Here is a 14,358-nt window from a genome sequence, read left to right as displayed (position 1 = left end):
TCCGCCGGAGCCGGTGGCGGCGGCCGCCCGTGGTGCGGAGGGGGTGCGCGGTGCGGCGGCGGGCGTGTCCTCCGGGCGCATCGGCCGGTCGTCCGATGCGCCCGTACGACCCCGGGTGCCGCGGAAACTCGGTGGGCAGTGTCAGTGGTGAACCGTAGGCTCGCTGCTGATGTCGACGACACCCGCCTCCGCCGAGACCCCCGCCCAGGACCGGTCCACCGTTCGCGCGCTGCTGCGGCTGTGGCCCTATGTGCGGCCCGTGCGTACGCGGTTGGCGACCGCCGCGGGCGTGGCGATCCTCGCCTCGTGCCTGGGTCTGGTGATCCCGCTCGTCCTGAAGTGGATGGTGGACGGGCCGGTCGCCGACCGCGACCCGGCCGGTGTGTGGCTCGGGGCGCTGTACCTGCTGCTGCTCGGGCTCGCGGAGGCCCTGCTGTTCGGGCTGCGGCGGTGGCTGGTGGCCCGGCCGCTGTCCGCGGTCGAGGCGGGGATGCGGGCGGACCTGTACCGGCACCTGCAACGGCTCCCGGTGGCCTTCCACGACCGGTGGGCTTCGGGCCAGTTGCTCTCGCGCGGCACGACCGACCTGATGCTGCTGCGCATGTTCCTCGCCTTTCCGCTGACGTTCCTGCTGGTCAACGGCGTGACGATCCTCGTCGGCGTGGGCATCATGCTGGTCCAGGACTGGACGCTGGGCCTGGTGATCCTCGGTCCTGCCCTCCCCGTGATGATCATGTGCGGGATCTTCGAGAAGAAGTACTCGCAGGTCGCGCGGCGGGCGCAGGACCAGGTCGGGGATCTGACGACCGTGGTCGAGGAGAGCGTCCTCGGCATCCGCATCATCAAGGGCTTCGGACGGCACCGCAGCCAGGCCCGGGCCTTCCACGAGCTGTCGCACCGGCTGCGGGGGACGGAGCTGCGCAAGGCACGGCTGCTGGCGGCGATCTGGGCGGTCATCGTCACGCTGCCGGAGGTGGCGATCGGGGCGGCGCTGGTCGTCGGGTCGGTGCAGGTGGCGGACGGCTCGCTGTCGGCGGGGACCCTGGTGGCGTTCCTGTCCACGGCGCTGGCCCTGCGGTGGCCCGTCGAGTCGATCGGCTTCCTGCTGGCGATGAGCCAGGAGGCGGCGACGGCAACGGACCGGTACTTCGAGGTGATGGACGCGCCGGTCGAGGAGGACGGGCCGACCGCGCGGGTCGAGGAGAAGGCACCGCCCGCTCCGGCGTCGCGGGGCGGCACGGCGCGGGGGGACGGCCTGCGCTTCGAGGGCGTCCGCTTCCGCTACCCGGACGCGCCCCCGGGCTCCCCGCCCGTCCTCGACCGCGTCGACCTGCACATCCGTTCCGGTGAGTCCATGGCCCTGGTCGGGGCCACCGGCAGCGGCAAGACGACGCTGACCGCGCTCGTCCCCCGGCTGCACGAGGCGACCTCCGGACGGATCACGCTGGACGGCGAGGACATCACCGCCCTGTCCCGCGAGGAGCTGCGCTCCATGGTCGCCGTGGCCTTCGAGGAGCCCACCCTCTTCTCGGCGACCGTCGGGGAGAACGTGCTGATGGGGGCCGCGGAGGGCGCCGGCGAGAAGGAGCTGGGGCGGGCGCTGGACGTGGCGCAGGCCGGCTTCGCGCACGACCTGCCCCAGGGCACCGGCACCCAGGTCGGGGAGCAGGGCCTGAGCCTCTCCGGCGGCCAGCGCCAACGCCTCGCGCTCGCCCGGGCGGTGGTCGGCGGGCCGAGGTTCCTCGTCCTGGACGACCCGCTCTCCGCGCTGGACGTGCACACCGAGGCCGCCGTGGAGGCCGCCCTGCGGCAGGTCCTCGCGGACACCACCGCCCTGATCGTGGCGCACCGCCCGTCCACGGTCCTGCTCGCCGACCGTGTCGCCCTGCTCTCGGACGGCCGCATCACCGCCGTCGGCACCCACCAGGAACTGCTGCGCGCCAATGCCGAGTACGCCCACCTGATGTCCGGGCTCGACGGGCACGACGACCGCCCGGAGCTCCGGGAACACCGGGAACACCGGGAAGGAGAGGGCCGATGACCTCGCCCACCGCCACCGCGCCGGACCGGGGACGACCGCGGCACGGAGGCGAGGCTGCCGAGGCGGCCGAGGCGGAGACCCGCGCGGCCGACGACCTCTTCGACCGGGACGTCCTGCCGAGCCCGCCGGGCGCCACCGCCGCCCTGCTCCGCTCCCTGCTGGCCCCCCTGAAGGCACGCGTCGCCCTCACCACCTTCCTCCTGCTCCTCCAGCAGGCGGCCGTGCAGGCGGGCCCGCTGCTGGTGGCGTACGCCATCGACCGGGCGGTGCCGGCCCTGCGGGACGACGACCAGGGTCCGCTGATCGCGGTCGGCGCCGGGTACCTGCTGTGCTCGCTGGCCGCGGGCGGACTGCAGTACGCGTTCGTGGCCACCGCGGCCCGGGTCAGCCAGGACGTGCTCCTGGACCTCAGGGGCCGGATCTTCCGGCACGCGCAGGCGCTGAGCGTCGACTTCCACGAGCGGTACACCTCGGGCCGGCTCATCTCCCGCTCCACCACGGACGTGGAGTCGCTGCGCGAGCTGCTCGACGAGGGCCTCCAGGAACTCGTGACGGTCATCCTCTCCTTCGTCTACATCGCGGCGCTGCTGCTCTGGCTGGACCTGGGGCTGGGCGGCGTCGCCGTGGCCTCGTTCGTGCCGCTGTACGCGCTGGTGCGGCGGTACCAGCGGCGCGCGGGACGGGTGTACCGGCAGCGGTCCACGGCGATCGCGGCGGTGATCGTGAAGTTCGTGGAGACGATGAACGGCATCCGCCCGGTGCGCGCCTTCCGCCGGGAGGCCGCCAACGACGCCGAGTTCGCGGCCCTGAACCGGCGCCACGAGCGGACCAACGGCGACGCGCTCCTGGAGATGGCCCGTTACGTCGTCGGCTCGCGGCTGGTCGCCAACACGGCCGTCGCGGGCATCGTGCTGTGGGGCGCCCACCGCGTCGCGGACCGCACGCTGGCGCTGGGTGTCCTGGCGGCGGCCGTGCTGTACCTGCGGCGGCTGTACGACCCGATCGACCGGCTCGGCATGTTCCTGAACTCCTACCAGTCGGCGGCGGCCTCCCTGGAGAAGATCGCCGGCCTGCTGGCGCAGACGCCGTCCGTGCCCGAGCCGACCGCGCCGAAGGAGCTGCCCGCGCGGGAGTCGGAGCACCCCGGCCGCGAGGTGGTCTTCGACGGGGTCCGCTTCGCCTACCGCACCGGCGGCGAGGTGCTGCCCCGCTTCGACCTGACGATCCCGGCGGGCCAGACCGTCGCCGTCGTGGGCTCCACCGGCGCGGGCAAGTCGACGCTGGCCAAGCTGCTCGCCCGGTTCTACGACGCCTCCGACGGGCGGGTCCTGCTGGACGGCACCGACCTGCGCGACCTGGCCGTGCCGGAACTGCGGCGCGGGGTGGTGATGGTGACGCAGGAGGCGTTCCTGTTCTCCGGCACGGTCGCCGAGAACATCGCCATCGGCCGCCCGGAGGCGACCCGGGAGGAGATCGAGCGGGCCGCGAAGGCGATCGGCGCCCACGACTTCGTCGCCGCCCTGCCCGACGGCTACGACACCGACGTGCGCAAGCGGGGCGGCCGGATCTCCGCCGGGCAGCGGCAGCTCGTGGCGTTCGCGCGGGCGTTGCTCGCGGACCCGGCGGTGCTGATCCTGGACGAGGCGACCAGCTCGCTGGACGTGCCCGGTGAGCGCGCGGTGCAGCGGGCGATGGCGACGGTGCTGAAGGGCCGTACGGCGGTGGTGATCGCGCACCGGCTGTCCACCGTGGAGATCGCCGACCGGGTGCTGGTGATGGAGCACGGCCGGATCGTGGAGGACGGCGCGCCGGCGGAACTGATCGCCGGTACCGGCAGGTTCGCGGACCTCCACCGGGCCTGGCGGGACAGCCTGGCGTGAGGTCGGGATCGCGCCGGCCCGGTGCGCCGGACAGGGGGGGGAGCCACCGGTGATCGACGCGTACGAGGACCCCGGCACGCCGGACCGCCGAGGCGGCTGGCGGTACCTGGGGTGGCTGGTCCGGCGACAGTGGCCGCGCTGCCTTGCGGGGGCCGGGCTCGCCAGTGTCTGGATGGTGCTGCTGGCGGCGACGCCGTACCTGATGGGGCGGGCGGTCGACCACGGCCTGGTCCCCGGAGACCTGGGCGCGCTGACGCTGTGGACGGGTGCGCTGGTCGCCGTGGGGGCGTTCAACGCCTGGCTGGGCATCATGCGGCACCGCACGATGACCCGGGTGCGGATGGACGCCAACTTCCGGACGGTCAAGGTGGTCGTCGGGCACTCCGCACGGCTCGGTGCGGCGCTGCGCCGGCAGGTCGGGACCGGGGAGGTCGTCACCATCGGCGTGGGTGACGTGCAGACGATCAGCACGTCGCTGACTGCCGTGGGGCCGGGCGTCGGAGCGGTCGTCGCCTACGCGGCCGTCGGGACGCTGATGCTGTCGGTGTCGACCCGGCTCGCCCTGGTGGTGCTGCTCGGCGTGCCGGTGCTCGGCGTGCTGCTGGGCCCGCTCATGGGGCGGTTGCAGGGCAGGGAGGCCGAGTACCGGGAGCGGCAGTCCGTGCTGACCGCGCGGATCGGGGACCTCGCGGGCGGGCTGCGGGTGCTCAACGGGCTGGGCGGCAAGGGCCTGGTCGCGGACGCGTTCCGCCGGGACTCGGGGCGGCTGCGCGAGCAGGGCTACCGGGTGGGGGCGGTGACCAGTTGGATCCAGGCCCTCGGGGTCGGCCTGCCGATGCTGTTCCTGGCCCTGGTGACCTGGATGGGCGCCCGGCTGGCCGCGCAGGGCCGGATCAGTGTGGGCGAGCTGGTGGCGGTGTACGGCTACGTGGTGGCGCTGGGCTGGCCGGTGGCGTTCCTGATCGAGATGGCCCACCAGCTCAGCCGGGGTGTGGTGGCCGCCCGCCGGGTCGTCGCGTTCCTGCGGCTGGAGCCCGACCCGGACACCGGCACCCGGGACGCCCCGGCCGAGCCCTCGCCGTTGTCCGACCCGGCCTCCGGGGTGCGGATCCTCCCCGGCCGCCTGACCGCACTGGCCGGGGCCCGTCCCGCGGACGCCGCCGAGGTCGTCGACCGCCTCGGCCGGTACGCCCCCTCCGAGGTGAGGTGGGGCGACGTCCCGTTGGCCGACGTGCCGCTCGCCCAGGTCCGGGCCCGCATCCTGGTCGCCGACGCGGAGGCCGACCTCTTCGCGGGCACCCTGCGCGAGGTGATCGGCGAGGCGGTGACGGACCCGGGGGACGCGGACGGCGCGGGCGCGGGACCGCACCGCGGGGGCGCGGCCGGCCGCGAGGCCTCGGCCGACGGGCGGCGGCGTGCCGGGGCGCTCCGGAAGGACGACCTGGCCCGGTCACTGCACGCGGCCGCCGCCGAGGACGTGGTCCAGTCCCTCCCCGAGGGCCTGGACGGCCCCGTCGCGGCCCAGGGCCGCAGTCTCTCCGGCGGCCAGCGCCAACGCGTCCGACTGGCCCGCGCGCTGTTCGCCGACCCCGAGGTGCTGCTGGCCGTCGAGCCGACCTCCGCGCTGGACGCCCACACCGAGGCCACGGTGGCGGACCGGCTGCGGGACGCCCGCGCGGGCCGTACGACCGTGGTGGCCTGCACCTCTCCCCTGCTGCTCGACCGGGCGGACGTCGTGCACCTCCTGGTCGACGGCAAGGTCGTCGCCACCGGCACGCACCGCGAACTGCTCGGCGCCGAGCCGGGGTACCGGGCGCTGGTCGCCCGGGACGACGAGGAGGACCGATGACGTCCACGTCCACATCCACGGCCACGTCCGCATCCGCATCCCGGCCCGCGTCCGGGGCCGCGTCGACGTCCGCGGGGCAGCTCCCCGTCGCCGGGCGGGCCGACGTCCGCCGGGCGGCGGCCGGGCTGGTCGGCGCCGACCGGCGGGCCTTCGCGCTCGTCCTCGGTCTGAACGCGCTGGCCGCCCTGGCCGGTCTCGCGGGTCCGTGGCTGCTCGGCCGGATCGTCGACGAGGTCCGCGCGGGGGGCGGGGTCGGCGCGGTGGACCGGATGGCACTGGCCATCCTGCTGTGCTCGCTGGCCCAGTTGCTGCTGGCCCGCTGGGCGCGGTACGTGGGCCACCGGTTCGGGGAGCGGACGCTCGCCCGGGTGCGGGAGCGGTTCGTGGACCGGACGCTGGCCCTCCCGGCCTCCGTGGTGGAGCGCGCGGGCACCGGGGACCTGACGACCCGCGGCACCGCCGACGTGACCACCGTCGGCACGACGCTGCGGGACGCCGGACCGGAACTGCTGATCAACTCCGTGCAGGCGCTGTTCCTGGCCGGCGCGGTGTTCGTGCTCGACCCGCTGCTCGGCGTGGTGGGCGTGCTGGGCCTGACGCCGGTGTGGGGCGCGCTGCGCTGGTACCTGCGCCGGGCGCGGGCCGCCTACCTCGCCGAGGGCGCGGCCACCTCGGAGGTCGCCGAGAGCCTCGCCGCCACGGTGGCCGGGGCGCGCACGGTGGAGGCGTTCCGGCTGGCCGACCGGCGCGTGCGGAGCAACCGGGACACGCTGGAGGTCTCCCGGCGCACCCGCCTCCACACGCTGTATCTGCGCAGCGTGTTCTTCCCGGCGGTGGAGGTCTCCTACGTCGTCCCGGTGGCGTGCGTGCTGCTCCTCGGCGGGGTCCTGCACGCGCACGGCTCGGTGAGTCTCGGCGCGGTGGTGGCGGGCGCCGTGTACCTCCAGCAGCTGGCCGGGCCGCTCGACGAGGTGCTGATGCGGATCGAGCAGCTCCAGGCGGGCGGTGCCTCCTTCGCCCGGGTGGAGGGGCTGGCGCGGGCCCCGCGGGCGGTGGCGGGCGACTCCCCGGTCCCGGCCGACGACCGGATCGAGGTGTCCGGGGTGCGGTACTCCTACGAGCGGGGCGGCGAGGTGCTGCGCGGGGTGGACCTGACCGTGCGGCCGGGCGAACGGCTGGCGGTCGTCGGTCCGTCCGGGGCCGGCAAGACCACGCTGAGCCGGCTGCTGGCGGGCGTCGACGCGCCGACCGAGGGCTCGGTGACGGTGGGCGGGGTGCCCGTGGTCGGCCTCGGACCGGAGCGGCTGCGCCGTCAGGTCGTGCTGGTCACCCAGGAGCACCACGTGTTCCTCGGCACGGTCCGCGACAACCTGCTCATCGCCGAACCGGCGGCCCCGGACGAGCGGTTGTGGGCCGCGCTCGCCTCGGTGGGCGCCGAGGAGTGGGTGCGGGAGCTGCCGGACGGCCTCGACACCGAACTGGGCACCGGCGGCCGACGGACGGACGGTGCGCAGGCCCAGCAGCTCGCGCTGGCCCGCGTGGTGCTGGCCGACCCGCACACGCTGATCCTCGACGAGGCCACCGCCCTGCTGGACCCGACGACGGCCCGGCACACCGAGCGCGCGCTGGCCGCCGTACTGGAGGGCCGTACGGTCATCGCCGTCGCGCACCGCCTGCACACCGCGCACGACGCCGACCGGGTGGCCGTGATGGAGGACGGCCTGCTGACCGAGCTGGGCACGCACGACGAACTGGTGGCGTCCGGCGGGGCGTACGCGGCGCTCTGGGGGTCCTGGCACGGGGAGCCGTCGGGACCCGGACTCGGGCGCGGGGAGCCCTCGGGGCCCGGAGCGGGCCTGCCTCCCGAGCCCGCGCGGGGCGGGTCGGCAGGTCCCGCCGCCGACTGAGCGGACGGTCAGTACGACACTCGGGCAACCGCTCCGTATATCGAACATGAACGCCCGGACAACGAACCATTTCCGGCCAACTTCCTGACGCGCTCCTGACAGAATGCGCGTTCCCCTGCCACTCTTCCCACGGCCGCTCCACAGCGCCCCCACAGCTTCCTCACCGTGCGCCGTGCCGTGGCCCGCTCCTAGCACGTGGTTTCTGCGTACCGCCCAGTACCGCCCGGCCGGCCCACCCGCCGACCGGTCTCCCCTGGCCGCGCGACCCGCGGCCACGCAGAAGGAGTCAGTGTTGAGCAGCAGTTCTCCCCACAGACGCACCTCCCACACCACGTCCCGCCGCTCCACCCACCGCCGCGCCGCCGCCGTCGCCCTGGCCGGTGTCGCCGCGCTGATCGCCACGGCGGTCCAGTCCGGCGCCGCCACCGCGGCACCCCGGCAGGCCCCCGTCCCGGGCGCCGAGTCCGTCAAGCTGACCCCGGCCCAGCGCGCCGAACTGATCCGCGACGCCGACGCCGCCACGGCGCGGACCGCGGGCGAACTCGGCCTGGGCGCGAAGGAGAAGCTGGTCGTCCGCGACGTCCTCAAGGACCGCGACGGCACCGTGCACACCCGCTACGAGCGCACCTACGACGGGCTGCCCGTCCTCGGCGGCGACCTGGTCGTCACCGTCGACGGCGGGAAGACCGAGCGGGTCGTCAAGGCCACGTCGAAGGCGATCAGGCCGGCCACCGTGACGCCGAAGATCTCCGCCGGCAAGGCCGAGGCCCAGGCCGTGTCCGTCGCCAAGGCCGCCGGCGCCGAGCAGGTGGAGGCGGACCGCGCCCCGCGCAAGGTGGTCTGGGCGGCGAACGGCACCCCGGTCCTGGCGTACGAGACGGTCGTGGGCGGCCTCCAGGAGGACGGCACCCCGAACGAGCTGCACGTGGTCACCGACGCGGCCACCGGCGCCAAGCTCTTCGAGTACCAGGCCATCCACAACGGCACCGGCAACACGATGTACAGCGGCACGGTGCCGCTGGGCACCGCGCAGTCCGGGTCGTCGTACACGCTGACCGACACCACGCGCGGCAACCACAAGACGTACAACCTCAACCGGGGCACCTCCGGCACCGGCACGCTCTTCTCCGGCCCCGACGACGTCTGGGGCAACGGCCAGGCCTCCAACGCCGAGACCGCCGGCGCCGACGCCCACTACGGGGCCGCGCTGACCTGGGACTACTACAAGAACGTCCAGGGCCGCTCCGGCATCCGCGGCGACGGCGTGGGCGCGTACTCCCGCGTCCACTACGGCAACAACTACGTCAACGCCTTCTGGTCGGACAGCTGCTTCTGCATGACGTACGGCGACGGCTCGGGCAACGCCAACCCGCTGACCTCGATCGACGTGGCCGCGCACGAGATGACCCACGGCGTCACCTCCAACACCGCGGGCCTGGTCTACAGCGGCGAGTCCGGCGGACTCAACGAGGCGACCTCCGACATCTTCGGCGCGGCCGTCGAGTTCCACGCCAACAACTCCTCCGACGTCGGTGACTACCTCATCGGCGAGGAGATCGACATCAACGGCGACGGCACCCCGCTGCGCTACATGGACAAGCCCAGCAAGGACGGCGCGTCCAAGGACGCCTGGTACTCGGGCATCGGCGGGATCGACGTGCACTACTCGTCCGGCCCGGCCAACCACTTCTTCTACCTGCTGAGCGAGGGCAGCGGCACCAAGACCATCAACGGTGTCACCTACGACTCGCCCACCTCGGACGGCCTCCCGGTCGCCGGCATCGGCCGCGACAAGGCCGCGAAGATCTGGTTCCGCGCGCTCACCACCAAGTTCACGTCCACCACCAACTACGCGGCGGCCCGCACCGGCACCCTCGCGGCGGCCGGTGAGCTGTACGGCACCGACAGCGACGAGTACAAGCGGGTGCAGGACGCGTGGGCGGGCATCAACGTGGGCGCCCGCTCCGGCGGCGGCGGTGGCGGCACCTCCTTCGAGAACGCCGCCGACGTGGCGATCCCGGACAACGGAGCGGCGGTCACCTCCTCGGTCACGGTGACCGGACGGGCCGGCAACGCGCCCGCCAACCTCCAGGCCGCGGTGGACATCGTGCACACCTGGCGCGGTGACCTGGTGGTCGACCTGCTGGCCCCGGACGGGACCGCGTACCGCCTGAAGAACAGCAGTTCGTCGGACTCGGCGGACAACGTGAACCAGACGTACACGGTGAACGCCTCCTCGGAGACCGCCAACGGCACCTGGAAGCTGCGGGTCCAGGACGTGGCGGCCCGGGACACCGGTTACATCAACTCCTTCAAGCTCACCTTCCCGTAGGCCCCCGGCAGGGCTCCACGGCCAGGGCGCCGTCCCGGCGGTCCACACCCCGGGGCGGCGCCGTCGGCGCGAGACGGCACGGCGCAACACGGCGGGCGGCACCCGGAACCAGCGGTTTCCGGGTGCCGCCCTAGTCTTGGTGCCCATGTCCTTCACGTACGACGACGTCGGCGCCACCCGCGAGCAGGGCCACTGCCCGCCCGGCTTCCGCTCCATGCACGTCCGCACGCGCCTCGGGGAGGGCGAACCGGTGTTCCGGCGGGCGGCCGAGGCCGTCCTCACCTGGGAGATGCACCGGGAGATGGGCGTCGGCATCGACGCGAGCGCGGAGCGCGCCGCGCCCGGCGTCGACGTCACCGTCACCCTCGCCGGAATGATCAAGGCGCCCTGCCGGGTGGTGTGGACCCTGGAGGAGCACCGCCGGGCCGGGTGGGCCTACGGCACGCTGCCCGGTCACCCCGAGTCCGGCGAGGAGGCCTTCGTGGTCGACCGCACGGGCGACGGCACGGTCTGGCTGACCGTGACCGCCTTCAGCCGCCCCGCCAAGTGGTACGCCAAGGCCGGCGGACCGGCCGCCCGCGCCTTCCAGCACGCCTACGCCCGCCGCTGCGGCACGGTGCTGCGACGGCTGAGCGGCGGCGACGAGGAGGACTGACGGCCCCCGCGCCACCGCCGCCCGCGGCGTTCACCTCATCACCAGCCCGGCCGCCTGGAGCACGTCGTCCGACGGCACCGCGACCAGCCCCGCCTCCGCCCCGGAGGCCAGCAGCCGGTGCGCGGGCAGGATGCGGACCGTGTAGCCGAAGGGCCCGGTGCGGTCCAGGGCCAGCGGACCCTCGTACGCCCAGCGGCCCTCCAGGTCGGGACCGCCCACCGGCTTCAGCGGCACGGTGGCCGCGTCCGTGATCCGGTCCTCGGAGTCCACCCGGCCGGAGACCGCCTGCACCTCGACGTCGTCCGGGGCGAGGTCGCCGAGGTTCACCCGCACCCGCAGCCCGAGCGTCGAGCCCAGCTCCGCCGTCGCGCCGGCCGCGGACGTCTCCACGTGGTCGACGCTCACCCCCGGCCAGGCCGCCCGCACCCGGTCCTTCCACTCGGCCAGGGCCCGGGCGGAGTCCGGGTCCATCGCGCGGTGCGCCTCGGCCGCCGGGGTGTAGAGCCGCTCCACGTACTCCCGGACCATGCGTCCGGCCAGCACCTTCGGGCCGAGCATGCTCAGGGTGCGGCGGACCATCTCGATCCACCGGTCGGGCAGCCCGCTCGCGCCCCGCTCGTAGAAGCGGGGGGTGATCCGCTGCTCCAGCAGGTCGTAGAGGGCGGAGGCCTCTATGGCGTCGCGCCGGTCCGGGTCGGTACCCGCGCCGTCGGCGGTGGGGATCGCCCAGCCGAAGTCCGGCTGGAACCACTCGTCCCACCAGCCGTCCAGCACCGAGAGGTTGAGGCAGCCGTTGAGCGCCGCCTTCATGCCGGAGGTGCCGCACGCCTCCAGGGGCCGCAGCGGGTTGTTCAGCCAGATGTCGCAGCCCGGGTAGAGCTTCTGCGCCATCGCCATGCCGTAGTCCGGCAGGAACACGATCCGGTGCCGCAACCTCGGGTCGTCCGCGAACCGCACCAGCTCCTGCACCAGCCGCTTGCCACCGTCGTCCGCCGGGTGCGCCTTGCCCGCGACCACGATCTGGATCGGCCGCTCGGCGTGCAGCAGCAGGTCCATCAGCCGATCCCGGTCGCGCAGCATCAGCGTCAGGCGCTTGTACGACGGGACGCGCCGCGCGAAGCCGATGGTGAGCACGTCCGGGTCGAGGACGTCGTCGATCCAGCCCAGCTCGGCGGTCCCGGCCCCGCGCTGCCGCCAGGAGGCGCGCAACCGCTCCCGTACCTCCTCGACGAGCTGCTCGCGCAGGGTGCGGCGCAGCTCCCAGATGTCCTGGTCGGGGATGTCGGCGACCGAGTCCCAGCGGTCCGAGCCGCCGACGGTCAGCGCGTCCTCGGCCCGCTGGGCACCGCTCTGCCGGGCCCCGAGCCGGAACACCTCCGGCGCGACCCAGGTCGGGGCGTGCACCCCGTTGGTGACCGAGGTGATCGGCACCTCCTCGGCGTCGAAGCCGGGCCACAGTCCGGCGAACATCTCCCGGCTGACCCCGCCGTGCAGCAGGGAGACGCCGTTGGCGCGCTGGGCCAGCCGCAGACCCATCACGGCCATGTTGAAGAGGTTCGGTTCGCCGCCGGGGTAGGTCTCCATGCCGAGCCGCAGGACGCGTTCGACGTCGATGCGTGGGAGTTCCGCGTCGGGGCCGAAGTGGCGGGCGACCAGCTCGCGGTCGAAGCGGTCGATGCCGGCCGGCACGGGGGTGTGGGTGGTGAAGACGGTGCCGGCCCGCACCGCCTCCAGCGCCGACCCGAACTCCAGGCCCTCGTCGCACAGTTCCGAGATGCGCTCCAGGCCGAGGAAGCCGGCGTGGCCCTCGTTGGTGTGGAACACCTCGGGCGCGTCGTGCCCGGTGAGCCGGCAGTACGTGCGCACCGCCCGGACACCTCCTATGCCCAGCAGCATCTCCTGGAGGAGCCGGTGCTCGCTGCCGCCGCCGTAGAGCCGGTCGGTGACCCCGCGTTCGCCGAGGTCGTTCTCCTCGACGTCCGAGTCCAGCAGCAGCAGCGGGACGCGGCCGACCTGGGCCAGCCAGATCCGGGCCCGCAGCTCCCGGCCGCCGGGCAGGGCGAGGGCGACGTGCGCGGGGGTGCCGTCGGCCTCCTTCAGGAGGGCGAGCGGCAGCTCGTGCGGGTCGAGGACGGGGTAGTGCTCCTGCTGCCAGCCGTCCCGGGACAGGGACTGGCGGAAGTAGCCGTGGCGGTAGAGCAGGCCGACGCCGATGAGCGGCACGCCCAGGTCGCTGGCCGCCTTGAGGTGGTCGCCCGCCAGGATGCCCAGGCCGCCGGAGTACTGGGGCAGGGCGGCGGTGATGCCGAACTCGGGCGAGAAGTAGGCGACGGCGGCGGGGAGTCGGCCCGACCGGGCCTGGTACCAGCGGTCGCCGGACATGTAGTGATCGAGGTCGTCGGCCACCGCGGTCAGCCGGCGCAGGAAGCGCCGGTCCTCGGCCAGCTCCGCCAGGCGCCCGGGCGGAACGGTGCCGAGCAGCCGTACCGGGTCGCGGCCGGAGGCGGCCCAGCACTCGGGGTCGACGGACTGGAAGAGGTCGCGGGTCTCCGGGTGCCAGGACCAGCGCAGATTGCGGGCCAGGTCACTGAGCGGCCGGAGGGGGTCGGGGAGAACGGGACGGACGGTCAGTCGACGGATCGCCTTCACCCCCACGACGTTACCGGGGTGATGTGTCCCTCGCCGGGGGCTTCGCCCACAGTCCTCCGAATCGGCCTGAACGGCGTCGTTCCCGGTCTCCGGACGGGCTAATAACCATCGGCGTGACGATCTTGTGGCGGGGAAGGTGTCCGGTCAGGGTCGTCGCGTGTGCCGACATACGCGTGAGTAGTTAACAAAGTGCCGGATTGCCCACCCGAGGAGTGGGGGAAGGCTCCTGCGGTACACCCCACACGCACCTCCGCAGGACCCACCTCCCCAGAGTCATCCGCCCACCCACGTTGACGCGGACAGGAGCGGTCATGCCCGCCACGCACCACTCGTCAGCGCCCCCCGCGGGGCCACCGGAGCAGTCTTCCGGGGTGCCGCCCGCGGACGGCACCACCGTCGTCGGACGGATACCCGTCCTGGACGTCCGCCCGGTGGTCCGCCAGGGGCGCAGGCCCGCCAAGGCCGTCACCGGCGAGTCCTTCGAGATATCGGCCACCGTGTTCCGCGAGGGGCACGACGCGGTCGCGGCCGACGTGGTCCTGAGAGATCCGCGGGGCCGCCCGGGCCCGTGGACGCCGATGCGCGAGCTGGCCCCGGGCACCGACCGCTGGGGGGCCACCGTCACCGCCGGTGAGCCCGGACTGTGGACCTACACCGTGGAGGCCTGGGGCGACCCGGTCACCACCTGGCGGCACCACGCGCGGATCAAGGTCCCGGCGGGCATCGACACGGACCTGGTCCTGGAGGAGGGCGCCCGGCTGTACGAGCGCGCGGCCGCCGGCGTGCCGGGCGCCGGGGACCGGCGCGAGCTGCTCGCCGCCGTCGACGCGCTGCGGGACGAGTCCCGGCCGGCCGCGTCACGGCTGGCGGCGGCGTTGACGCCGCAGGTGGACGCGGTGCTGGCCCGGCATCCGCTGCGGGAGCTGGTCACCAGCTCCGACCCGCTGCCCCTGCTGGTGGAACGCGAACGCGCCCTGTACGGCGCCTGGTACGAGTTCTTCCCCCGCTCCGAGGGCACCCCCGAGCGGCCCCACGGCACCTTCCG

Annotated in this window: 8 protein-coding genes; 7 read left to right on the top strand and 1 reads right to left on the bottom strand. The window is 74.3% G+C overall.

The window, feature by feature from the left end; genetic code table 11:
- The first annotated feature begins 169 nt into the window (after positions 1–169).
- The 6 genes from ACGF5T_RS23450 to ACGF5T_RS23425 all read left to right on the top strand — a co-directional run bounded on the left by ACGF5T_RS23450 (position 170) and on the right by ACGF5T_RS23425 (position 10,664).
- Positions 170–2,041: an ABC transporter ATP-binding protein gene (locus tag ACGF5T_RS23450; RefSeq protein WP_366767314.1), complete on the top strand. Its 1,872-nt coding sequence runs from the start codon at positions 170–172 to the stop codon at positions 2,039–2,041.
- Positions 2,038–3,921 carry an ABC transporter ATP-binding protein gene (locus ACGF5T_RS23445; protein ID WP_366767313.1) on the top strand — a complete coding sequence of 628 codons (1,884 nt, stop codon included), beginning with the start codon at positions 2,038–2,040 and terminating at the stop codon, positions 3,919–3,921. Before ACGF5T_RS23450 ends, ACGF5T_RS23445 begins: the two co-directional genes overlap by 4 nt.
- Positions 3,922–3,970: 49 nt before the next feature.
- Positions 3,971–5,770: an ABC transporter ATP-binding protein gene (locus ACGF5T_RS23440; protein ID WP_366767312.1), complete on the top strand. Its 1,800-nt coding sequence runs from the start codon at positions 3,971–3,973 to the stop codon at positions 5,768–5,770.
- Positions 5,767–7,677, top strand: coding sequence for an ABC transporter ATP-binding protein (locus ACGF5T_RS23435; protein WP_366767311.1), 1,911 nt, complete (start codon positions 5,767–5,769; stop codon positions 7,675–7,677). Before ACGF5T_RS23440 ends, ACGF5T_RS23435 begins: the two co-directional genes overlap by 4 nt.
- Before the next feature lie 292 nt (positions 7,678–7,969).
- Positions 7,970–10,009, top strand: coding sequence for a M4 family metallopeptidase (locus ACGF5T_RS23430; RefSeq protein ID WP_366767310.1), 2,040 nt, complete (start codon positions 7,970–7,972; stop codon positions 10,007–10,009).
- A gap of 145 nt (positions 10,010–10,154) precedes the next feature.
- Complete coding sequence (locus ACGF5T_RS23425) at positions 10,155–10,664, top strand: DUF1990 family protein (protein WP_053142831.1); 510 nt, start codon at positions 10,155–10,157, stop codon at positions 10,662–10,664.
- A 30-nt stretch (positions 10,665–10,694) separates the two neighbouring features.
- On the opposite strand, the gene ACGF5T_RS23420 is transcribed toward ACGF5T_RS23425, so the two are convergent.
- Complete coding sequence (locus tag ACGF5T_RS23420) at positions 10,695–13,313, bottom strand: glycosyltransferase family 1 protein (protein WP_366767309.1); 2,619 nt, start codon at positions 13,311–13,313, stop codon at positions 10,695–10,697.
- 311 nt (positions 13,314–13,624) lie between these two features.
- Here ACGF5T_RS23420 and ACGF5T_RS23415 point away from each other — a divergent pair.
- Positions 13,625–14,358, top strand: a 734-nt coding sequence (locus ACGF5T_RS23415; RefSeq protein ID WP_366767308.1) for a maltotransferase domain-containing protein, incomplete at its 3' end; no start/stop codon positions are given.

Source organism: Streptomyces sp. NPDC047853 (genome assembly GCF_043204535.1).
Classification (GTDB): Bacteria; Actinomycetota; Actinomycetes; order Streptomycetales; family Streptomycetaceae; genus Streptomyces.
This window is presented reverse-complemented; position numbering and strand designations above follow the sequence as displayed.

Bases quoted from the DNA above. Each gene is read 5' to 3' on its own strand.
- ACGF5T_RS23450 (WP_366767314.1), top strand. From the start codon at position 170: ATGTCGACGACACCCGCCTCCGCCGAGACCCCCGCCCAGGACCGGTCC.
- ACGF5T_RS23445 (WP_366767313.1), top strand. From the start codon at position 2,038: ATGACCTCGCCCACCGCCACCGCGCCGGACCGGGGACGACCGCGGCAC.
- ACGF5T_RS23435 (WP_366767311.1), top strand. From the start codon at position 5,767: ATGACGTCCACGTCCACATCCACGGCCACGTCCGCATCCGCATCCCGG.
- ACGF5T_RS23425 (WP_053142831.1), top strand. From the start codon at position 10,155: ATGTCCTTCACGTACGACGACGTCGGCGCCACCCGCGAGCAGGGCCAC.